This window comes from Yersinia artesiana, from assembly GCF_902726545.1.
GTDB classification, from domain to species: Bacteria; Pseudomonadota; Gammaproteobacteria; order Enterobacterales; family Enterobacteriaceae; genus Yersinia; species Yersinia artesiana.
Map to the genome: position 1 here is coordinate 47,777 of NZ_CACVAD010000013.1, position 20,718 is coordinate 68,494.

A 20,718-nucleotide genomic window follows, 5' to 3' on the forward strand; every position below is an offset into this window, starting at 1 on the left:
GGGGTTTATTCGCTTGCCGCCTACCTGCAACTTCAACGATTTTGGGGATATACTAAGCGCCCTGTTTTTCATCTGTAAGGCAGCAAGCTGCCGGAGAACAAAGTGAAAATTCTGGTTGATGAGAATATGCCATACGCCGATGTGCTATTTCAGCGGTTAGGTGATGTGCAGGCAGTGCCGGGGCGGCCAATCCCCCTTGATGCGCTGGCTGGTGCAGATGCGTTGATGGTGCGCTCGGTCACCAAAGTGAATGAGGCCTTGTTGCAAGGCACGTCAATTCGTTTTGTCGGCACCGCGACCGCGGGCACTGATCATGTCGATGATAACTGGCTGCAACAGCAGGGCATTGGCTTCTCCGCCGCACCCGGCTGTAATGCTATTGCCGTGGTGGAATATGTTTTTTCTGCGCTGATGATGATGGCCGAACGCGATGGCTTCCAACTGCGTGATAAAACAGTTGGTATCATTGGTGTGGGGAATGTGGGATCACGGCTGAATGCTCGCCTGCAAGCTCTTGGGGTACGGACTCTTCTGTGTGACCCACCACGCGCGGATCGCGGTGATAACGAAACATTTTGGCCGCTGGAAAAGCTGGTACGCGAGGCTGATGTTCTCACCTTCCATACACCGCTGAATAAAACCGGCCCTTACCAAAGCTTGCATATGGCAGATGATGAACTGCTGGCAGCTTTACCCGATGGTCGCATTCTGATTAATGCCTGTCGCGGTGCGGTGGTTGATAACACCGCACTGCTCCGTGCGCTGGAAAAGGGCAAAAAGCTCAGTGTAGTGCTGGATGTGTGGGAACCAGAGCCAGAGTTATCTTTGCCGTTATTGGCTCGCGTTGATATCGGGACACCCCATATCGCCGGATACACATTGGAAGGCAAGGCGCGCGGTACAACTCAAGTGTTTGAAGCATTTAGTCAATATTTGGGTCAGCCACAATCCGTTGAGCTTGCCAGCTTATTGCCACAGCCCGAATTCAGCCAGTTACGGCTAAATGGTGAGTTAGACGAAGGCAAATTAAAACGATTGATGCACTTGGTGTATGATGTGCGCCGCGATGATGCGCCGTTACGGCGTGTTGCTGGTCAGCCGGGCGAGTTTGACCGCCTGCGTAAGCACTATCAAGAGCGGCGCGAATGGTCATCACTTTGTGTGCAGTGCGATGATGCTGCCAGTGCTGAGTTGTTGCAAAAGTTAGGGTTTAGCACTCAATTACTCTAAGCCGCTCTATAGATTAATCATGATGGAATATCAGGCGGTATTTTGCCGTCTGAGGTTAATGACAAAGCTATTGATCGCTTAGTGAGTGAAGGGTTGACCGTACCTAGGGGCGCTTCGACGGCTTACGCCGTTACGACCCCATCGGCACGTTTCCCCTTCATTTAACTTTGTCAGCAGTTTGAGGCGGTATTTTACCGCCTTTGTCTTTGTATAAATCCTTGTAATTTAATGAACTTTAGTGGAGAAAACCAACATGTCTGACGGCTGGAATATAGCTCTGTTAGGAGCAACGGGCGCAGTAGGTGAAGCTTTGCTGGAGCTGTTAAATGAGCGCCAGTTCCCGGTTGGTGAATTGTATCCTCTGGCCAGCGAGCGCAGTGCTGGTGCGACTGTGCGCTTTAACGGTAAAAGTGTGCTGGTTGAAAATGCCGCAGAATTTGACTGGTCACAGGCGCAACTGGCTTTCTTTGTCGCTGGCCGTGAAGCTTCACAGCAATACGCTGAAGAAGCGGCAAATGCTGGTTGTTTGGTTATCGACAGCAGTGGCTTGTTTGCCATGGAACAGGATGTACCGCTGGTGGTGCCAAGTGTGAATCCTCAAGTGCTGGCGGAGTACCGCAACCGCAATATTGTGGCGGTCGCCGATAGCCTGACCAGCCAGTTATTGACGGCGATTAAGCCGCTAACCGAACAGGCCGGTTTGTCCCGTTTGCATGTTACCGCGCTGATTTCGGCTTCCGCTCACGGTAAAGCCGCAGTGGATGATCTCGCCGGGCAAAGCGCCAAGCTGTTAAATGGTATCCCTGCGGAGCCAGGTGTTTTCGCTAAGCAATTGGCATTTAACGTTTTACCGCTGCTGGCTGATGAAGAAGGTAGCGTACGTGAAGAACGCCGTTTAGTGGATCAGGTGCGTAAAGTCTTGCAAGACGAGGGGTTACCTATCTCCGTGAGCTGTGTACAGTCGCCCGTATTCTACGGCCAGGCACAAGTGGTTCATTTGGAAGCCTTACGCCCAATCGCCGCGGAAGAAGCCCGCAGTGAGCTGGAAAGTTGCGACGATATCCAGTTATCGGAAGAAGATGATTACCCAACACAAGTGACTGATGCTTCTGGCAGTGATGTTTTGAGTATTGGTTGTATCCGCAATGACTATGGTATCCCCGAAGTGTTGCAATTCTGGTCGGTGACCGACAACATTCGTTTTGGCGGTGCGCTGATGGCCATTGAAACGGCGGAGCGCCTGTTGCAGGAGCAACTATACTGATGTCCGAACTTGAGTTGACTCAGCCAGAAAATACCGTGGCTGAGGCTGCGGGGATTAAAATCGCGCTGGGTATTGAATACAACGGCAGCCGTTATTTCGGTTGGCAGCGCCAGCAAGAGGTTGCCAGCGTACAGGCTTGTCTGGAGGCCGCACTGTCAAAAGTCGCCAATGAGCCTATCGGCGTATTATGTGCCGGACGGACAGATGCCGGGGTGCATGCGACGGGGCAGGTAGTTCATTTTATCACCACGGCCGAGCGCAAAGATGCCGCCTGGACGATGGGCGTCAACAGCCATTTACCGCCTGATATTGCGGTTCGTTGGGTCAAAACAGTTGATGATAGTTTTCATGCCCGTTTCAGTGCCACGGCTCGACGCTATCGTTATATTATTTTTAACCATCGCTATCGGCCAGCGGTTTTGGCGCAAGGGGTCACCCATTGTTACATGCCGCTGGATGCCGAAAAAATGGAACAGGCTGCGCAATGTTTGCTCGGTGAACATGATTTTACTTCGTTTCGTGCGATACAGTGCCAGTCCCGTACACCCTGGCGAAATGTAAAACATGTCAAAGTTACCCGACATGGCGCGTATATCGTGGTAGATATCAAGGCTAACGCATTTGTTCATCATATGGTGCGCAATATTGTCGGTAGCCTGATTGAGATTGGTTGCGGTAATCAGAGTGTCACCTGGATGGCCGAGTTACTGGCGCTGAAAGACAGATCGCGTGCGGCGGCAACCGCGAAAGCAGAAGGGTTATATTTAGTCTCGGTTGACTATCCTGAGCACTTTGCTCTACCCAAAACGCCATTGGGGCCGCTTTTTTTAGCTGACGACTAATATTATTGCCTTATTTTTATGCAACAACATGTATTAGGCGGATGAATCACTTGGGGCTAAGGAATACCTAAGGAAGTTCAGTTAAGCTCGCAGAGATTAGGCCCGTTTACCTTCGAGAGTATTTATGGAATTTATACGTTTCGTTATTGATTTTATTTTGCATATTGATGTGCATTTGGCAGAACTGGTAGCACAGTACGGCATCTGGGTTTATGGTATTTTATTCCTGATTTTATTCTGTGAAACCGGGTTGGTGGTAACGCCATTCTTGCCGGGCGATTCTCTGCTGTTTGTGGCCGGTGCATTAGCCTCATTGCCTTCCAATGACATCAATGTTCACATTATGGTTGCTCTGATGGTCACGGCCGCGATTTTAGGTGATGCGATTAACTACACCATTGGGCGAATATTCGGTGAAAAGTTATTCAGTAACCCGGACTCCAAAATTTTCCGTCGTAGTTATCTGGATAAAACCCATCAGTTTTACGAAAAACATGGTGGTAAAGCGATTATTTTGGCGCGATTTGTTCCGATTATTCGTACTTTTGCGCCGTTTGTTGCGGGTATGGGCAAAATGTCCTATCGCCATTTTGCCGCTTATAACGTGATTGGAGCGTTGGTATGGGTGCTGTTATTCACTTATGCTGGCTACTGGTTTGGTAACATGCCTTTTGTTCAGGATAATCTGAAATTGCTGATTGTTGCCATTATTGTGGTGTCAATTTTGCCGGGCGTATTCGAGGTTTGGCGGCATCGGCGGGCAGCAGCACGTCAGAAAAATCAGTAAAAATGTTACCTAAGCCGTGGGTTCGACCAGTTTTTTATCTACACTGTCGAACCAATATGGTTTAATGAGTCACATTTGTGGTCTGTTCCTGCGGACAATCCGAGTTAAGTGCCTTAGTTACGCCACATTGGCGTATATCTTAGGCATTTTTTATTGGAGTGTTTTCAGGGAGATGGTTAAAGCATGAACAGCGAACTGGCAACAGCCAGGTTCAAACAGAAAGGTCATCGATGAGCTGGATTGAACGAATTCTCAACAAAAGCAATATCACACAAACCCGTAAAGCGAGTATTCCTGAAGGGGTGTGGACGAAGTGCGACAGCTGCGGTCAGGTACTTTATCGTGCCGAGTTAGAACGCAATCTGGAAGTGTGTCCTAAGTGTGATCATCACATGCGCATGTCAGCCCGTCAGCGGTTACATATGCTGCTGGATGAAGGCAGTGAAGTGGAATTAGGTAGCGAACTGGAGCCAAAGGATGTCCTGAAATTTAAGGACTCCAAAAAGTATAAAGATCGCCTCGTTGCTGCACAAAAAGAGACGGGCGAGAAAGATGCTCTGGTGGTAATGAAAGGCACTTTGTGTGATATGCCGATTGTTGCCGCGTCATTTGAATTTGCCTTTATGGGCGGGTCAATGGCGTCAGTGGTCGGTGCTCGCTTTGTTCGTGCGGTAGAACAGGCACTGGAAGACAATTGCCCACTGGTGTGCTTCTCTTCCAGTGGCGGTGCCCGTATGCAGGAAGCATTGATGTCTTTGATGCAGATGGCAAAAACCAGTGCTGCTCTGGCTAAAATGCAAGAGCGTGGTTTGCCGTATATATCAGTGCTGACTGATCCGACTATGGGCGGTGTATCCGCCAGTCTGGCAATGTTGGGTGATATCAATATCGCTGAACCTAAGGCTCTGATTGGCTTTGCTGGCCCTCGGGTTATTGAGCAAACTGTGCGTGAAAAACTGCCGCCAGGCTTCCAGCGCAGTGAGTTCTTGATTGAAAAAGGCGCTATCGACATGATAGTTCGCCGCCCGGTTATGCGTCAGACGCTGGCCAGCATTTTGTCGAAATTGACCAATCAACCGCAACCAAAAGCGGATGATGCTAAGGCTGATGCGGCTGTGGCTGATAATCAGGCTGATGCCTGATTATCAGAACGGGTGCCACCCTGATAAGGTGGTACCCGGTTATCGAGCATTATCGCAACTTAAGCTTTATAGCTTTAAAAAGAAAATATATACCCAAAATAATTCGAGTTGCAGGAAGGCGGCAATTGAGTGAATCCCGATGAGTTGACGTTAGTCAATGATTCGGGTGAATGAAAGCAGTCAACGCACATGCAGCTTGAAGTATGATGGGTATAAAGGTCAGTGACGGGACTTATGAAAAACCATCAAACTCCCCAAGCCACGTCGCCTTTGGCCGCGTGGCTTTACTATCTTGAGCGTTTGCATTCTCAGCCAATCGAGCTGGGATTGGAACGTGTTAAACAGGTTGCTGAGCGTTTGGACTTGCTTAAACCTGCCCCTAAAGTCTTTACCGTTGCCGGAACCAATGGCAAGGGCACCACCTGTTGTACCCTGGAATCAATTTTACTGGCAGCGGGTCTGCGGGTCGGAGTTTACAGCTCACCTCATCTTTTGCGTTACACCGAGCGCGTTCGTATTCAGGGGCAAGAATTGCCTGAAGCGGAACACAGCCATTCTTTTGCTAAAATTGAAGCTGGGCGCGAAGATATCTCACTGACTTACTTCGAGTTCGGCACCTTATCTGCCCTGCAACTGTTTAAGCAGGCTAAGCTTGATGTGGTAATTCTGGAAGTGGGTCTGGGGGGGCGTTTGGATGCGACTAATATTGTGGATTCAGATGTTGCCGCCATTACCAGCATTGCGATCGATCACACCGATTGGCTAGGCTTCGACAGAGAAAGCATTGGCCGTGAAAAAGCCGGTGTCTTCCGTGCGGGTAAACCCGCAGTGGTGGGCGAACCTGATATGCCGCAGTCGATTGCAGATGTTGCGGCAACACTCGGTGCGCATCTGTATCAGCGAAATATTGCCTGGCAGTTCAGTCAGCAAAAACCTTCTGATCAACAAAAAAACAGCTGGAACTGGCAATGCGGTGATCGCCAACTGAACGATTTGCCGCTACCAAATGTGCCACTAGCCAATGCTGCTACAGCTCTGGCAGTATTGCATTATTCTGGATTGCCATTGAGCGAAGACGTGATTCGTCAGGGATTACAGGCCGCCAGTTTACCGGGGCGTTTTCAGATAATCAGTGAGCAGCCATTGTTGATTTTGGATGTGGCTCACAATCCGCACGCCGCGCGTTATTTGACAGATAAACTGGCTCAACTGCCCAAACAGGGCAAAGTGCGCGCGGTGGTTGGAATGTTATCGGATAAAGACATTGGTGGTACGCTGGCGTGTTTATCTGAGCAAGTCGATGAATGGTACTGTGCGCCGCTGGAAGGGCCGCGCGGGGCCAGCGCGGAGCAGTTAGCCGAGCATTTGGCGCAATCACGCCAGTTTAGTGATGTCGAAACTGCCTGGCGTCAGGCCATGCAGGATGCAGAACCACAGGATGTGGTCATTGTCTGTGGCTCTTTCCATACGGTTGCTCATGTTATGGCAGCAATGGATTTGTAACAGCTTGAGTTTATCAAGACATTGAAATGGGGAGTGCGAGTGGCAAGTAAGTTCCAGAACCGTTTAGTCGGGACCATAATTCTGGTGGCGTTGGGCGTGATTGTACTGCCGGGGCTACTGGATGGTAAAAAGAAGCATTATGAGGATGAGTTTGCTGCCATCCCATTAGTGCCAAAACCCGGTGATAGTCAGGAGATTGATGCGGTTCCACCGGTCAGTCAGCCCCTGCCTATTGCGCCGCCGGAAGGTGCAGCGCAAGCCGTGGCAGTCCCTAAAGATGATTCCGGCTCAGAGGCCGCTAATGATGCCGGTAACCTGCCGTCTGAACCGACTATCGTGGCACCGCCACCGGTACAAAGTAAGCCGGTTGAAGTGAAACCCGTCGAGAAGAAACCGGCTGAGGTTAAGCCCGCGCCAGTCGAGAAAAAACCGCAGGAAGTTAAGCCAAAACCTGAGGTTAAACCGCAAGTACAACCAGAAAACAAATCGGCTGTTGAAGAAAAAGCACCAGTGGGGCAGGCCTATGTCGTCCAACTGGGAGCGCTGAAAAATGCGGCCAAAGTGAATGAGATTGTTGCGACGCTGCGATTGTCAGGTCATCGCGCATTTACGGTGCCAGCGACGCCGGTTCAAGGCCAGATTACCCGCGTGTATGTCGGGCCTGATGCGTCAAAACAGAAACTGCAATCGGCCTTGCCAGAGCTTAATTCATTAAGTGGTCTGAATGGGCAGGTTAAGCCCTATGGTACGGGGCGCTAAAGTTTGATTAAAAGTTAAGACATCAGGGTGTATAGGGTTTTTCGCGTTAAGTTTGTGCGGCGATTGTTGTTTTTAAAATCGCCGCACTTTAATTTGTCGCCGGTAAGAATTCCTCTACGCAAACGTTTTCTTTTTCTGTTAGAATTCGCCGCGAACAGGATGCAGCGGCGATTTCGTCATTGGAATAGTCATGGTCTGGATTGATTACGTCATTATAGGGATTATCGGATTTTCTGCTTTAGTCAGCTTAATCCGGGGTTTTGTCCGTGAAGCATTGTCACTTGTAACATGGGGATGTGCGTTTTTTGTTGCCAGCCACTTTTACACTTACCTTGCTATCTACTTCACCCGCTTTGAAGATGAAGTGGTTCGCAACGGAATTGCTATCGGCATTTTGTTCATCGCGACATTGATCGTCGGGGCTATTGTTAACTATGTGATTGGTTCGCTGGTTGAACGTACGGGGTTATCAGGAACGGACAGGGTTTTGGGCATCTGTTTTGGTGCGCTGCGAGGCGTGTTGATTGTCTCGGCCATGTTGTTCTTTCTGGATACGTTTACCGGCTTCTCGCAGAGTGCTGATTGGAAACAGTCACAATTAATCCCGCAGTTCAGTTATATCATCAGGTGGTTCTTTGACTACCTACAGAGCACGTCGAGTTTCTTACCGAATCAATTACCGATTCGGAGCGGCTTATGAGGAAAAGACAACATGTGCGGTATTGTCGGTATCGCCGGTTTTGCACCGGTAAACCAGTCGATTTATGATGCGTTGACGGTGCTTCAGCACCGAGGCCAGGATGCTGCGGGCATCGTTACCATTGATGCCCATAATGGGTTCCGGCTGCGTAAAGCAAACGGCTTGGTGAAGGATGTATTTGAAACCCGGCATATGCTGCGCTTACAGGGGAATATGGGTATTGGCCATGTTCGTTACCCAACAGCAGGCAGCTCCAGTGCTTCCGAGGCTCAGCCTTTCTACGTTAACTCACCGTTTGGCATCACTTTGGCCCATAACGGTAATCTGACTAACGCTCACCAGCTGAGAAAGGAATTATTCGAAGTTTCTCGCCGTCATGTGAACACCACTTCTGACTCAGAAATTCTGCTGAATATTTTTGCCAGCGAATTGGACCGTTTCCAGCATTATCCGTTGGAATCTGACAACATTTTTGCCGCTGTTGCCGCTACACATCAATTGATTCGTGGTGCCTATGCTTGCGTCGCGATGATCATTGGTCATGGTATGGTTGCTTTCCGTGATCCTAACGGTATTCGCCCGCTGGTTATGGGGAAGCGCACTCTCGCTGATGGCCGTAATGAATATATGGTCGCTTCTGAAAGTGTGGCGTTGGATACCCTTGGCTTCGAATTCTTGCGTGATGTTGCTCCGGGTGAAGCGGTATATATCACCGAGAAAGGCCAATTATTCACTCGCCAGTGTGCTGAAAATCCGAAATACAATCCGTGCTTGTTTGAGTATGTTTATTTTGCTCGCCCCGACTCCTTTATGGATAAAATTTCTGTTTACAGTGCGCGTGTGCGTATGGGCCAGAAGTTAGGCGCAAAAATTGCCAAACAGTGGGAAGACCTGGATATCGATGTTGTGATTCCTATCCCGGAAACTTCCTGTGATATTGCGCTGGAAATCGCCCGTATTCTGGATAAGCCCTACCGCCAGGGGTTTGTGAAAAACCGTTATGTTGGCCGTACCTTTATCATGCCGGGCCAGCAGGAACGCCGTAAATCAGTGCGCCGTAAACTGAATGCCAACCGTGCAGAATTCCGTGATAAGAACGTGTTATTGGTGGATGACTCTATTGTGCGCGGTACCACGTCAGAACAGATCGTTGAAATGGCGCGTGAAGCTGGAGCGAAGAAAGTATATTTCGCTTCTGCCGCTCCAGAAATTCGTTTCCCGAATGTGTATGGCATAGATATGCCAAGTGCCAATGAATTAATTGCACATGGGCGTGAAGTGGATGAGATTCGTCAGTTGATCGGTGCAGATGCGCTGATTTTCCAGGATCTTACTGACCTTATCGAGGCGGTACGCGAAGATAACCCAGATATTACTCAGTTCGAGTGCTCAGTCTTTAACGGCGTTTACGTCACTAAAGATGTGGATCAAAGCTATCTGGAATATCTGGAATCGTTACGTAACGACGATGCGCAAGCATTACGTAGTCATAACGAAGCGGAAAACCTGGAGATGCATAACGAAGGGTAATTCACGGTTGTTTTAGTGAAAAGGTGAGAGTGAATCAAAAAGGTGCAACCAGCGTGCAGGCGCGGTGCGCCTTTTTTGTTGCTAACAGAACCCGGAATGATATGGCTAAATGAGCGGGTGGTAATTTGCTAATTGATCTCTGATACGGCAAAGTCTCGCCATATTTCTTTATGTTATGCTTAATTTATAAAGCATAAAGCCAGCTTGAGGGACTTTTCCATGAAACGACTTATTATCGGTATTAGCGGTGCCAGCGGTGCCATTTATGGTGTTCGCCTGTTACAGGTGTTACAGCAGGTCGAGGGCGTGGAAACCCACTTGATTCTTAGTCATGCGGCACGTCAGACATTAGCGCTGGAAACAGATTTCAGCGTCAAGAATGTGCAGGCGCTAGCGGATGTGGTGCACGATTCGCGCGATATTGCAGCTTGTGTCTCTTCGGGATCGTTCAAGACCTGTGGGATGGTTATTTTACCTTGTTCAATCAAAACGTTATCTGGCATTGTCCATAGCTATACCGATGGTTTATTGACTCGCGCCGCTGATGTCATATTGAAAGAGCGTCGCCCATTGGTGCTGTGCGTGCGCGAAACGCCACTGCATTTAGGCCATTTGCGGCTAATGCTACAGGCTGCTGAGTTGGGGGCGGTCCTCATGCCGCCGATGCCTGCATTTTATCATCGCCCACAGACTATCCAAGATCTGGTTGATCAGACGGTTAATCGGGTCATCGATCAATTCGATATTGAGTTGCCTGAAGATTTATTTACGCGTTGGCAAGGCGCGAGTTAACATTTATCCCTCAATTGATACATTTGTGCAACATCGCACTGAAATGGGGCGCATTATGCACCACAATGATGCTGTTTCAGAGTGCGTACTTGTTGCATAGATTTCGTATTCAGTTTTTGCCTACGACCCTATGCCTGCATTTAACGGTAATTATGCCTGTAAAGTGGTGATGACATTTGTTTTTCCTCCCAATGATTACTGGCACGATTACTGCAAATTGATTTATGGACGCTATGGGTTGTACAAAAACTAACGCGGTTTGCGGCATCGAAAATCAATTTGAGGGTTATGTATGAATAAGAAAATTTTGGTTCTGCCTCTCGTATTAGCATTGGCTGCTACCAGCACTGCTTTTGCTGCTATTCCTAAGGATATCAAAATTGGTACAGATCCAACTTATGCTCCTTTCGAATCAAAAAATGCCAGTGGTGAGCTGGTAGGTTTTGATATCGATTTAGCCAAAGAGTTGTGCAATCGGATTGATACCAAATGTACTTTTGTTGAAAGTGATTTCGATGCACTTATTCCATCGCTGAAAGCTAAAAAAATTGATGCCATTATCTCCTCACTTTCCATTACTGAAAAACGCCAAAAAGAAATTGCTTTCACCGACAAACTTTATGCAGCTAATGCCCGCTTGATTGCGCCGAAAGACAGCAAAATTGAGCCAACATTGGTGGCGTTGAAAGGCAAACGTGTTGGTGTATTACAAGGTTCGACTCAGGAAGCATTTGCAAATGCTGAGTGGCAGCCAAAAGGCATAGATGTTGTCGCCTATCAGAATCAGGATTTAATTTACTCCGACTTAAGTTCTGGTCGTATTGATGCTGCTTTTCAGGATGAAGTTGCAGGTAGTGAGGGTTTCCTGAAACAAGATGCAGGTAAGGGTTATGCCTTCGCCGGCCCATCAGTTAAAAATGATGAATTCTTTGGGGTAGGTACGGGTATGGGCCTGCGTAAAGATGACGCTGAACTGAAAGCCGCGCTGGATAAAGCCTTTGCAGAAATGCGCAAAGATGGCACCTACGATAAACTTGCGAAAAAATATTTCGATTTCGATGTTTACGGCGGTTAATTCCGTTTGCTGTAACGGCCTCTGCCTAAATAGGGCAGGGGCCGTTATGGGGCAATCCAAAGTCATTAACCAGACTCCTTACTCAGTAAAAGAGGATAACCCAGATGCTGGATGGATATTCCAAACTGATATTTGAAGGTGCGCTGGTGACGCTGGAGTTGGCACTGTGCTCAGTGCTGCTGTCAGTGATTATCGGCTTAATAGGTGCCGGTGGGAAATTATCGTCAAATCGGCTGTTATCTGGCTTATTTGAGTGCTATACCACGCTGATACGTGGCGTTCCTGATTTAGTTTTGATGTTGCTTATCTTCTATGGTTTGCAGATAGTCCTAAATAGCATTACTGAATCCCTTGGTTTTGCGCAAATCAATATTGATCCCCTCTCAGCTGGGATTATCACCCTCGGTTTTATCTATGGTGCTTATTTCACTGAAACATTCCGTGGCGCTTATATGGCGGTTCCAACCGGCCAGATTGAAGCCGCCAGAGCATTTGGTTTCTCTTCCAGCCAGATTTTCCGCAGAATTATGTTCCCTGCCATGATGCGTTATGCGCTGCCAGGCATTGGTAATAATTGGCAAGTTATTCTCAAGGCGACGGCATTAGTCTCTATTTTGGGATTGAATGATGTGGTTAAAGCCACCCAGTTAGCTGGAAAGGGCACTTATCAGCCATTCTTCTTCGCTTTGGTGGCGGGTGTGGTTTATCTCATTTTCACCACCTTATCCAATGGTGTTTTACTGTGGTTGGAACGGCACTATTCCCAAGGGGTGAAGAGGGCTGAATTATGATTGATATCTTACATCAATATTGGCAAGCCCTGCTTTGGAGTGATGGTTATCGATTTACCGGCATGGCTGTTACCCTATGGCTATTAATTAGCTCAGTCGTGATGGGCGGATTGCTGGCAATACCGTTGGCGGTGGCGCGTGTTGCCGAGCGGCGCTGGATTCGCTTACCGGTGTGGATATTTACTTATATTTTTCGCGGTACGCCATTATATGTGCAATTGCTGGTGTTCTATTCTGGCATGTACAGCCTGGAGATAGTCCGAGGCAACGATCTACTTAATGCATTCTTCCGCAGTGGATTGAATTGTACTATTTTGGCCTTGACGCTAAATACCTGTGCTTACACCACCGAGATATTCGCCGGCGCTATTCGTTCGGTGCCCCATGGTGAAATTGAAGCAGCAAGAGCCTATGGTTTCTCGCGCTTTAAAATGTATCGTTGCATTATTTTACCTTCCGCACTGCGTATTGCTTTACCCGCCTATAGTAATGAAGTTATTTTAATGCTGCATTCTACCGCGTTGGCTTTTACCGCCACGGTGCCAGATATACTGAAAATAGCGCGCGATATTAACGCTGCGACTTATCAACCGTTTTATGCTTTTGGTATTGCTGCCGTACTTTATCTGATTATCTCCTTTACGCTGATTAGCCTGTTCCGCCAGGCAGAGAAACGTTGGCTGGTACATATAAAACCTCAGGCATCGCATTAAGTACGGAGAACCTTATGACTGACATATTAGAATCTAAAAAAGTTGCAACCAAACTGTCTGTGACGGAATTGCATAAGCGCTATGGGGAGCATGAGGTCTTAAAAGGCGTTTCACTCTCAGCCAAAGCAGGGGACGTTATTTCCATTATTGGTTCGTCTGGATCGGGGAAAAGTACCTTTTTACGTTGTATCAATTTCCTGGAAAAACCCAGTGAAGGGTCGATCAGCGTCAATAATCAGGATATCCGATTGGTGCGCGATAAAGACGGGCAATTAAAAGTCTTTGATAAAAAAGAGCTGCAATTACTGCGCACTCGACTGACGATGGTATTCCAGCATTTTAATTTATGGAGCCATATGACGGTGCTGGAAAATGTGATGGAAGCGCCAGTCCAGGTATTAGGGCTAAGTAAATCAGTAGCCAAAGAGCGTGCTATCCGTTATCTGGATAAAGTCGGCATTGATGAGCGTGCGCGAGCCAAATATCCAGTACATCTTTCCGGTGGTCAACAGCAACGTGTCTCTATTGCGCGGGCATTGGCGATGGAGCCGGACGTATTGCTATTTGACGAGCCGACTTCTGCGCTCGACCCGGAACTGGTCGGTGAAGTTTTGCGAATAATGCAAAAACTGGCAGAAGAAGGGAAAACCATGGTAGTGGTGACCCACGAAATGGAGTTTGCCCGCCATGTTTCCAGCCATGTTATTTTCCTGCACCAAGGGTTAATCGAAGAAGAAGGCCCGCCCGCCGAGCTGTTTGGCCATCCTAAAAGTCCTCGTTTGCAGCAGTTTCTTTCTGGTGCATTGAAGTAATTTATTCCGATGAGATGAGCGTGATGTTCATCTCATCGTTATATCAATTCCCCGCAATATACTATTCCTTCTGCAAAATTATTTAATTCTGCAAGAACGGACTTGAAGCATAGATATTTTATGGAATGGGTTTGTGCAACACATTACGTAGCGCTTCTTCCAGTTCGAAATAACGGAAGGCAAAACCGGCTTCTTCCAAACGTTTTGGGATCGCCCGCTGCCCACCTAATACCATAGTTGCAGATTCTCCTAGCAATAAGCGAATTGCTGCCGCAGGAGTACGAATAACCGCAGGGCGATCTAATACCTCGGCCAGAGTGGCAATAAATTGCTCATTATGGACCGGATAAGGGGAAACCATATTAAATGGGCCGCTAAGGCCATCGGTGGTCAGTAAATAATGAATACCATGAATCATATCATCTATATGTATCCACGGCAGGTATTGGCGACCATCCCCGATCGGGCCGCCTAGCCCAAGACGCAACAGCGGTACCATTTTAGCTAATGCTCCACCATGTGGAGCCAATACGATGCCAGTGCGCAGTAGACAAACCCGAGTGTGCTGACTTGCAGCAGCTCTGGCGAGATTCTCCCAGCGCTCACATAACATATGAGTAAACTCATCATGAGGGACTTCATCTTCGGTAACCACGGCTTGCCCCTGGTCACCATAAAACCCGACGGCTGATCCTGAAATAAAGACGGCTGGCGGCTGACTACTGGCTCTAATTAATGTTGTCAGTCTTTCCGTTATTTGCCAGCGACTCTGACATAAGATCTCTTTCTGTTGCGGCGTCCAGCGCTTTTCCGCAATAGGTTCGCCCGCCAGATTGATAACGGCATCAAAATTATTGAGGTCATGTTGGTCATCTAATGTCGACCAGCAGGTGACTTGTGAACCAAGCACGTCTTTCGCCCGTTGGGGATCGCGGGTTAAAACTGTTATTTGATGGGCTTGCGATAAAAGGAAGGCGGTCAGACTGCGCCCGATCAGTCCTGTAGCTCCAGTGATTACAATACGCATAGCCAATCTCCGTATATGCCCTTCTGACTTAATGCTTACCTGCAACTCCACGTTCTTTGGGGATAGCGGTAGCCTGATTTCTTTTTTAGCATAGGTTATCTTGCGCTCTTCTCCCACGACGCTGAGCACATCCTGAGTGAAATTTTTAGCAAAATAAAAATAATAACTAAATAAATTTGCTGATCTATCCGATGAATACAGGATTGAATACTCGGCTATTACCCATTGCGTAGTTGAACGGTCAGGACTATGTACCTTATTGTTTCTGAACGCGAACAATGGTTATAAGTCTTACCGATGACGACAAAGCTCTGAATTCGCGATTTTCTGCTAGAGTCAATATACTCATCGGTATGGAAAAGAGGCCATCTGTCTCTTTCACCTTGTAATGTTGGATATTTTATAAATAAAAGTTGAGTATTTCATAAAAACTCACGGCGGCTTATAAATCCTCTGGTTGAGGTCAGCTTGCTGCCTCATTGTTGTCCATACACTTTTCAGGTGCGCATGAAGCTAAACATTGAAGTTAATTGTTCTTATGTGTGTGAACCCATACATAAGCAAGACGGTAGTTTATTAGCGGTAGAGCTATTGAGCCGATTTTCAGCTAAGTCGGTAGATTTACCCATCGATGTTGAAGATTTTATTAATAAATTGGATATCGATGGAAAGACCGATTTATTCCAGGATCAATTACGCGCAGTGAAAGTTTATAGCGAGTGGTTTATCACTCATAATGTTCTGCTTTCAATTAATATCGATTTTGACTTGGCAAGCGTGATTGTTACTGATGAGTCAACCCGTCTGATGCTTGACGAATTGCCTTTTTTACGCTTGGAAATAATGGAAACATTTTCCAATTTATCTGATGGAATGAATAATCCGCTGTTACGCGATATGGCTGAGCGCTATCCGCTATGGCTGGATGACCTTGGCAGCGGTGGCTCTACCTTAAATGCGGTCACTGCCAATATTTTCGAATATGTGAAAATTGATAAGCATTTCTTCTGGCAGCACAATAAGCATACCTTCCCGATTTTGATCAATAATATTAAGAAATACTGCCTCGGGGTGATTGTGGTTGGCGTAGAAAACCAGGATGAATCGGAGCAACTTAAAGGCAGTAATATTGATGCAATGCAGGGATATTTATTCAATCAGCTGACACTGGATGAATTGGTATCGCAATCTTTGCTTTAACACTCTCCCTCCCATCTTATCTTGCGCAATGCTGACATTATTCTTTTATGTCGGCATTGTATTTTTTACGATAAAAGTATTTTACGAAAAAATTTTCTTATGATAAATGGCGGCTTTTTCTCGGATTAATCTGACGTATTGGATGATAGAATAAAGCCTCATTGAGTTCTCACGACTTACTGCGGCGGCAGGTGTCGCCAGATTGACTGAAATTAGACCTAAGAGACGACGATACCATGAAGTTAATGTTTGCTTCTGACCTGCATGGGTCGCTACCGGCTACTGAAAAAACTCTGGAGATTTTTGACCGCAGTGGGGCGCAATGGCTGGTGTTATTGGGAGATTTACTCAACCACGGGCCACGTAATGCGTTACCGGCAGGCTATCAACCGGCAGCGGTTGCGGAATGTCTTAATCCCTATAAAAACCAGATTATTGCTGTGCGAGGTAATTGCGATAGCGAAGTCGATCAGATGTTATTACAGTTCCCTATCATGGCCGGCTGGCAACAGATTATTATGCCAGAAACACGTTTATTTTTGACGCATGGTCACCTTTATCATCCGGGGGCGCTTCCTCCGTTGCGTAAGGGGGATGTCTTAGTTTATGGTCATACCCATCTACCACAGGCAGAGTGGCAAGATGACGTCATATGCTTTAATCCCGGTTCAGTCAGCATTCCTAAAGGGGGATATCCGGCGAGCTATGGCATGTTGGATGGGGGAGTTTTACAGGTTCTGGCCCTACAAAATGATGAACCTGTCACCCAGTTGGTATTAAAAGACTAAATAATATAATGAGTTATAAACTCTTGATTAACAATTGCGCGTATCTAATCGCGCCCAGATAGAAGGTTTCAGAGGATGGTGGAGCAAAATCCAGCAGCAGTCATCGAGTGGGTTGATATTGTTGATGAGCAAAATGAAGTGATTGCTCAATGCAGTCGTCAACAAATGAGAGCTCAACGACTACGCCACCGTGCTACCTATATTGTGGTGCACGATGGAATGGGCAAAATACTGGTACAACGCCGTACTGAGAGCAAAGATTTCTATCCAGGAAAACTGGATGCGACGGCCGGTGGTGTGGTGCAAAGTGGTGAAAACTACCTTGAGTCTGCACGGCGTGAAGCGGAAGAAGAGTTAGGCATTGCTGGCGTGCCTTTTGCTGAACATGGTCAGTTCTACTTTGAAGAAGAGTGCTGCCGCGTGTGGGGGGCTTTATTTAGCTGCGTTTCCCATGGCCCATTTGCATTGCAGGCGGAAGAGATAGACGAAGTTCGTTGGATGCTGCCAGAGGAAATTACCGCGCGTTGTGACGAGTTCACGCCAGATTCCCTGAAAGCGCTATCGCTGTGGTTAACCCGTAATAATGAGCAGGATTACGGTAAAATTACACCGCGCGAAGATTAATCTCAGTCGGCGATAAAATGCCTGTAAATATAAATTGCACCCCAAATGCTGGATAATCATCTGGCATTTGGCGGTGTTTTTTATGGTGTATTCTCTGACGTTAATGTTTAACTCACATCCTGACATGTTCAATCAATGCTCTCAACTTGGGGGCCAAATTCTTCCGGCTAGGGAAATAGAGGTAAAATCCGGGAAATGTCGGTAGCCAGGCTTCCAGTATTGATACTAATTCACCGCGCTCGATATAAGGGCTGAAGGTTTCCTCCATACCCAGGGTAATACCACCGCCAGCGCAGGCGGTACGGATCATTATGCCCATATCGTTGGTTGTTACCTGTGGATTAACCGCCACATCAAATTGGAGTTCCTGCCGGGAAAATTCCCAGCGGTAAGGTGATGAGCCGGGTTCCTTGCGCCATCCGATACAGCGGTGATGAATGAGATCATAGGGATGCTGTGGGGTGCCATGCTGTTGCAGATACTGCGGTGACGCCACGGTTATCTGGCGCTGTTGCGCTGAAACCGGTACTGCAATCATATCTTTAGCAATGATTTCACCTAGCCGCACACCGGCATCGTAGCCCTGTGCCACAATATCAAATTCGCTATCTGTAATCGTGATATCCAATTCAATATGTGGATATTGCTCGATAAATGTCGCCAATAAAGGGCCAGCAATAAAGCGTTCGGCTATTGAGGAAACTGCCAGCCGCAGTTGCCCGCGAGGTTCACCTGCCAGCTCGGCAATATCAGCAACGGCTCGATTTAACTGGATTATCGCGGGTGCAACCTCAGCGTACAAGCGTTCACCGGCTTCAGTCAGGCTAATACTGCGCGTGGTACGGTTCATTAGTGAGATGTTGAGTCGGTCTTCCAGCCTGCGTAGGGCCTGACTGATGGCTGGTCGTGTCACCCCTAATCGTTCTGCCGCTATGCGAAAGTTGCGTGTCTCAACCACCATAACAAAAACATCCAGCGTATTTTTATCAAGCATCATTGGTTAGTTACTGTTACCAGTCCATGAAGTAGTGATGGGGTTATGTTTATAGTTTGGTCAGCATAAGATCACTTTCGACATCTTAACAGGAGTTTTTTATGTATAAGAAAGTGATTTTGATAACTGGCGCCTCAAGCGGAATTGGTGCTGGCATAGCTCGTGAACTGGCTGCGAGCGGCGCTATTTTATTACTGGGTGCCCGCCGTGTTGAACGCCTGAAAACCCTGGCAACTGAGCTTCGTTTTCGTGGTGCGGAGGTAGATATTCATGAGCTTGATGTGACTTGCCGTGAATCGATGCAGGCTTTTGCACAACGGGCATTGACAACATGGGGACGTATCGACGTGATGATCAACAACGCAGGTGTCATGCCGTTGTCACCCATGGCGTCACTCAAAGTGGATGAATGGGAGCGGATGGTTGATGTGAACATTAAAGGTGTATTGTACGGCATTGCTTCGGTGCTCCCATTCATGCTGGAGTGTAAAGCTGGGCACATTATCAATATCGGCTCGATTGGTGCACTTAATGTGTCGCCAACAGCGGCTGTTTACTGTGCAACAAAATATGCCGTTCGCGCGATATCAGATGGTTTACGTCAGGAGAACAATCAGCTACGTGTGACGTGCGTGCATCCTGGCGCGGTAGAAAGTGAATTGGCCGATACCATTACCGACCAAACTGCCGCCGAGGCGATGAAGAGTTTTCGCGCCATTGCGCTGCAACCGGATGCAATTGCGAGGGCGGTGCGTTATGTCATTGAACAACCGGAGGATGTGGATGTGAACGAGATAGTGGTGCGCTCCACGCGAGCAGCGCACTAACAGTAAAAAGCCCCTAAATGCAGGGGCTTCTTTTATGACTTAATTTACTGACTATCTAACAATAATCCCTAGCAGGATACCCAGAGCACCGAAGTCAGCATCACTAAACGTCGTGTTGGCGAATCCGATATCACCCAACACTGGCAGCAAGAATACTGGCAGGAAGGTAATCAGCAAGCCTTGAGCAAAGGCACCCAAGATAGCACCACGACGCCCACCGGTTGCATTGCCAAACACCCCTGCAGCAGCACCGACGAAGAAGTGAGGTACAACACCTGGGATGATTACGGTCATATTCATCAAATACAGCGCGAACATACCGATAAGGCCGGCAGCAAAGCTGCTCAGGAAGCCAACCAATACTGCATTTGGCGCGTAAGGGAACACGACCGGGCAATCCAATGCAGGTTTTGCATTTGGCACTAACTTGTCGGAAATCCCTTTGAAGGCCGGTACGATCTCGGCAATAACCATACGCACACCTTGCAAGATGATGTATACACCTGCGGCGAAAGTAATGGATTGCATCAGTGAGAACATAAACCAGTTTTTACCACCGCTCAGGCTTTTCACCACTTCCGGCCCAGCGAACAGGCAGGTGACGATGAAAATGATACACATGGTAAAGGAGATAGCGACCGGCGTATCACGCAAGAACAACAGACTTTTTGGCACATTCATGTCTTCAGTCGAATGTTCTTTATTGCCAAACTTACTGCCGATAAAGCCAGCTAATACATAAGACAGGGTTGAGAAGTGGCCGATTGCCACATCATCTGAGCCGGTAACTTTCTTCATGTAAGGATGGGCAATGGCTGGGAAGAATACCATCGCAACCCCCACGACCAGAGAACCGATCACAATCAGAGTCACACCACTAATCCCGGCGGTCGCCAGAATTACCGCTACCATCATCGACATAAACAGCGTGTGGTGCCCGGTCAGGAAGATGAATTTCCACGGCGTAAAGCGGGCAATCAGGATATTGATAACCATAGCGAAGAACATAATCATCGCCATTTCTTTACCGAAGCTCTTTTGTGCCACAGACACAATGGCTTCGTTATTCGGCACAACGCCCTGAATACCAAATGCTTGTTGGAAGATGTTGGCGAAATCACCTAAAGATGAAACCACCAGACCAGCACCGGCACCTAAAATCACAAAACCCATAATGGTTTTTACGGTGCCTTTAATGCACTCCGTGACCGGTTTTTTCTGTGCAATCAGGCCGATTAAGGCGATCAGACCAACCAGCACCGCTGGTTCGGAAAGAACATCACTCATTAAAAAGCGAAAGAAATCCATACCAGCCTCC

General features: G+C 47.7%; 21 protein-coding genes. 18 read left to right on the plus strand and 3 right to left on the minus strand.

The window, feature by feature from the left end; all coding sequences use genetic code 11:
• Window positions 1-102: 102 nt before the first annotated feature.
• From pdxB to hisP, 14 genes are all read left to right on the plus strand, one after another.
• The gene (pdxB, locus tag HU019_RS06145; protein WP_174846915.1) at window positions 103-1,230 is read left to right on the plus strand and encodes a 4-phosphoerythronate dehydrogenase PdxB; all 1,128 of its coding nucleotides are present in this window, start codon (window positions 103-105) and stop codon (window positions 1,228-1,230) included.
• A gap of 253 nt (window positions 1,231-1,483) precedes the next feature.
• The gene (locus HU019_RS06150; protein WP_077173828.1) at window positions 1,484-2,494 is read left to right on the plus strand and encodes an aspartate-semialdehyde dehydrogenase; all 1,011 of its coding nucleotides are present in this window, start codon (window positions 1,484-1,486) and stop codon (window positions 2,492-2,494) included.
• Window positions 2,494-3,336: a tRNA pseudouridine(38-40) synthase TruA gene (gene truA, locus HU019_RS06155; RefSeq protein ID WP_174846916.1), complete on the plus strand. Its 843-nt coding sequence runs from the start codon at window positions 2,494-2,496 to the stop codon at window positions 3,334-3,336. Before HU019_RS06150 ends, truA begins: the two co-directional genes overlap by 1 nt.
• Before the next feature lie 124 nt (window positions 3,337-3,460).
• On the plus strand, window positions 3,461-4,123 hold the full coding sequence (locus HU019_RS06160) for a DedA family protein (protein WP_174846917.1): 663 nt from the start codon (window positions 3,461-3,463) through the stop codon (window positions 4,121-4,123).
• A 230-nt stretch (window positions 4,124-4,353) separates the two neighbouring features.
• Window positions 4,354-5,265, plus strand: coding sequence for an acetyl-CoA carboxylase, carboxyltransferase subunit beta (accD, locus tag HU019_RS06165; protein WP_174846918.1), 912 nt, complete (start codon window positions 4,354-4,356; stop codon window positions 5,263-5,265).
• A gap of 234 nt (window positions 5,266-5,499) precedes the next feature.
• Window positions 5,500-6,768 carry a bifunctional tetrahydrofolate synthase/dihydrofolate synthase gene (folC, locus tag HU019_RS06170; protein WP_174846919.1) on the plus strand — a complete coding sequence of 423 codons (1,269 nt, stop codon included), beginning with the start codon at window positions 5,500-5,502 and terminating at the stop codon, window positions 6,766-6,768.
• A gap of 39 nt (window positions 6,769-6,807) precedes the next feature.
• The gene (gene dedD, locus HU019_RS06175; protein WP_174846920.1) at window positions 6,808-7,527 is read left to right on the plus strand and encodes a cell division protein DedD; all 720 of its coding nucleotides are present in this window, start codon (window positions 6,808-6,810) and stop codon (window positions 7,525-7,527) included.
• A gap of 190 nt (window positions 7,528-7,717) precedes the next feature.
• The gene (gene cvpA / locus HU019_RS06180) at window positions 7,718-8,227 is read left to right on the plus strand and encodes a colicin V production protein (protein ID WP_174846921.1); all 510 of its coding nucleotides are present in this window, start codon (window positions 7,718-7,720) and stop codon (window positions 8,225-8,227) included.
• Between the two features lie 12 nt (window positions 8,228-8,239).
• Complete coding sequence (purF, locus tag HU019_RS06185) at window positions 8,240-9,757, plus strand: amidophosphoribosyltransferase (RefSeq protein WP_174846922.1); 1,518 nt, start codon at window positions 8,240-8,242, stop codon at window positions 9,755-9,757.
• Window positions 9,758-9,976: 219 nt separating this feature from the next.
• A complete protein-coding gene (locus tag HU019_RS06190; protein ID WP_174846923.1) occupies window positions 9,977-10,549 on the plus strand; it encodes a UbiX family flavin prenyltransferase in 573 nt (190 codons plus the stop codon).
• Window positions 10,550-10,841: 292 nt separating this feature from the next.
• Entirely contained in the window at window positions 10,842-11,624 is a 783-nt protein-coding gene (gene hisJ / locus HU019_RS06195) for a histidine ABC transporter substrate-binding protein HisJ (protein ID WP_174846924.1), read from the plus strand.
• Window positions 11,625-11,728: 104 nt separating this feature from the next.
• The gene (locus tag HU019_RS06200) at window positions 11,729-12,415 is read left to right on the plus strand and encodes a histidine ABC transporter permease HisQ (RefSeq protein ID WP_174846925.1); all 687 of its coding nucleotides are present in this window, start codon (window positions 11,729-11,731) and stop codon (window positions 12,413-12,415) included.
• The gene (locus HU019_RS06205) at window positions 12,412-13,128 is read left to right on the plus strand and encodes an ABC transporter permease (RefSeq protein ID WP_174846926.1); all 717 of its coding nucleotides are present in this window, start codon (window positions 12,412-12,414) and stop codon (window positions 13,126-13,128) included. Before HU019_RS06200 ends, HU019_RS06205 begins: the two co-directional genes overlap by 4 nt.
• A 14-nt stretch (window positions 13,129-13,142) precedes the next feature.
• Complete coding sequence (gene hisP / locus HU019_RS06210) at window positions 13,143-13,940, plus strand: histidine ABC transporter ATP-binding protein HisP (protein ID WP_174846927.1); 798 nt, start codon at window positions 13,143-13,145, stop codon at window positions 13,938-13,940.
• Window positions 13,941-14,058: 118 nt separating this feature from the next.
• Here hisP and HU019_RS06215 read toward each other — a convergent pair whose 3' ends face one another.
• Window positions 14,059-14,967 (minus strand): TIGR01777 family oxidoreductase, encoded by a 909-nt coding sequence (locus HU019_RS06215; RefSeq protein ID WP_174846928.1) that lies wholly within the window; start codon window positions 14,965-14,967, stop codon window positions 14,059-14,061.
• A gap of 507 nt (window positions 14,968-15,474) precedes the next feature.
• Between HU019_RS06215 and HU019_RS06220 the strand changes: the two genes are divergently transcribed.
• The 3 genes from HU019_RS06220 to yfcD all read left to right on the plus strand — a co-directional run bounded on the left by HU019_RS06220 (window position 15,475) and on the right by yfcD (window position 17,579).
• Window positions 15,475-16,167 carry an EAL domain-containing protein gene (locus HU019_RS06220; protein WP_174846929.1) on the plus strand — a complete coding sequence of 231 codons (693 nt, stop codon included), beginning with the start codon at window positions 15,475-15,477 and terminating at the stop codon, window positions 16,165-16,167.
• Window positions 16,168-16,403: 236 nt separating this feature from the next.
• A complete protein-coding gene (yfcE, locus tag HU019_RS06225) occupies window positions 16,404-16,955 on the plus strand; it encodes a phosphodiesterase (protein WP_174846930.1) in 552 nt (183 codons plus the stop codon).
• A gap of 75 nt (window positions 16,956-17,030) precedes the next feature.
• Window positions 17,031-17,579, plus strand: a complete 549-nt coding sequence (yfcD, locus tag HU019_RS06230; RefSeq protein ID WP_174846931.1) for an NUDIX hydrolase YfcD — start codon at window positions 17,031-17,033, stop codon at window positions 17,577-17,579.
• 112 nt (window positions 17,580-17,691) lie between these two features.
• On the opposite strand, the gene HU019_RS06235 is transcribed toward yfcD, so the two are convergent.
• Window positions 17,692-18,576, minus strand: a complete 885-nt coding sequence (locus tag HU019_RS06235; protein ID WP_174846932.1) for a LysR family transcriptional regulator — start codon at window positions 18,574-18,576, stop codon at window positions 17,692-17,694.
• A gap of 98 nt (window positions 18,577-18,674) precedes the next feature.
• On the opposite strand from HU019_RS06235, the gene HU019_RS06240 reads away from it, so the two are divergent.
• Complete coding sequence (locus HU019_RS06240) at window positions 18,675-19,400, plus strand: SDR family oxidoreductase (RefSeq protein WP_174846933.1); 726 nt, start codon at window positions 18,675-18,677, stop codon at window positions 19,398-19,400.
• A 51-nt stretch (window positions 19,401-19,451) separates the two neighbouring features.
• On the opposite strand, the gene HU019_RS06245 is transcribed toward HU019_RS06240, so the two are convergent.
• Complete coding sequence (locus HU019_RS06245) at window positions 19,452-20,708, minus strand: PTS ascorbate transporter subunit IIC (RefSeq protein ID WP_025378942.1); 1,257 nt, start codon at window positions 20,706-20,708, stop codon at window positions 19,452-19,454.
• Window positions 20,709-20,718 lie beyond the last annotated feature (10 nt).

What these genes read in the sequence shown, in the direction of transcription:
- HU019_RS06150 (WP_077173828.1), top strand. Translation starts at nt 1,484, where the DNA reads ATGTCTGACGGCTGGAATATAGCTCTGTTAGGAGCAACGGGCGCAGTA.
- truA (WP_174846916.1), top strand. Translation starts at nt 2,494, where the DNA reads ATGTCCGAACTTGAGTTGACTCAGCCAGAAAATACCGTGGCTGAGGCT.
- HU019_RS06160 (WP_174846917.1), top strand. Translation starts at nt 3,461, where the DNA reads ATGGAATTTATACGTTTCGTTATTGATTTTATTTTGCATATTGATGTG.
- accD (WP_174846918.1), top strand. Translation starts at nt 4,354, where the DNA reads ATGAGCTGGATTGAACGAATTCTCAACAAAAGCAATATCACACAAACC.
- folC (WP_174846919.1), top strand. Translation starts at nt 5,500, where the DNA reads ATGAAAAACCATCAAACTCCCCAAGCCACGTCGCCTTTGGCCGCGTGG.
- cvpA (WP_174846921.1), top strand. Translation starts at nt 7,718, where the DNA reads ATGGTCTGGATTGATTACGTCATTATAGGGATTATCGGATTTTCTGCT.
- purF (WP_174846922.1), top strand. Translation starts at nt 8,240, where the DNA reads ATGTGCGGTATTGTCGGTATCGCCGGTTTTGCACCGGTAAACCAGTCG.
- HU019_RS06190 (WP_174846923.1), top strand. Translation starts at nt 9,977, where the DNA reads ATGAAACGACTTATTATCGGTATTAGCGGTGCCAGCGGTGCCATTTAT.
- hisJ (WP_174846924.1), top strand. Translation starts at nt 10,842, where the DNA reads ATGAATAAGAAAATTTTGGTTCTGCCTCTCGTATTAGCATTGGCTGCT.
- HU019_RS06200 (WP_174846925.1), top strand. Translation starts at nt 11,729, where the DNA reads ATGCTGGATGGATATTCCAAACTGATATTTGAAGGTGCGCTGGTGACG.
- HU019_RS06205 (WP_174846926.1), top strand. Translation starts at nt 12,412, where the DNA reads ATGATTGATATCTTACATCAATATTGGCAAGCCCTGCTTTGGAGTGAT.
- hisP (WP_174846927.1), top strand. Translation starts at nt 13,143, where the DNA reads ATGACTGACATATTAGAATCTAAAAAAGTTGCAACCAAACTGTCTGTG.
- HU019_RS06215 (WP_174846928.1), bottom strand. Translation starts at nt 14,967, where the DNA reads ATGCGTATTGTAATCACTGGAGCTACAGGACTGATCGGGCGCAGTCTG.
- HU019_RS06220 (WP_174846929.1), top strand. Translation starts at nt 15,475, where the DNA reads ATGAAGCTAAACATTGAAGTTAATTGTTCTTATGTGTGTGAACCCATA.
- yfcE (WP_174846930.1), top strand. Translation starts at nt 16,404, where the DNA reads ATGAAGTTAATGTTTGCTTCTGACCTGCATGGGTCGCTACCGGCTACT.
- yfcD (WP_174846931.1), top strand. Translation starts at nt 17,031, where the DNA reads ATGGTGGAGCAAAATCCAGCAGCAGTCATCGAGTGGGTTGATATTGTT.
- HU019_RS06235 (WP_174846932.1), bottom strand. Translation starts at nt 18,576, where the DNA reads ATGATGCTTGATAAAAATACGCTGGATGTTTTTGTTATGGTGGTTGAG.
- HU019_RS06240 (WP_174846933.1), top strand. Translation starts at nt 18,675, where the DNA reads ATGTATAAGAAAGTGATTTTGATAACTGGCGCCTCAAGCGGAATTGGT.
- HU019_RS06245 (WP_025378942.1), bottom strand. Translation starts at nt 20,708, where the DNA reads ATGGATTTCTTTCGCTTTTTAATGAGTGATGTTCTTTCCGAACCAGCG.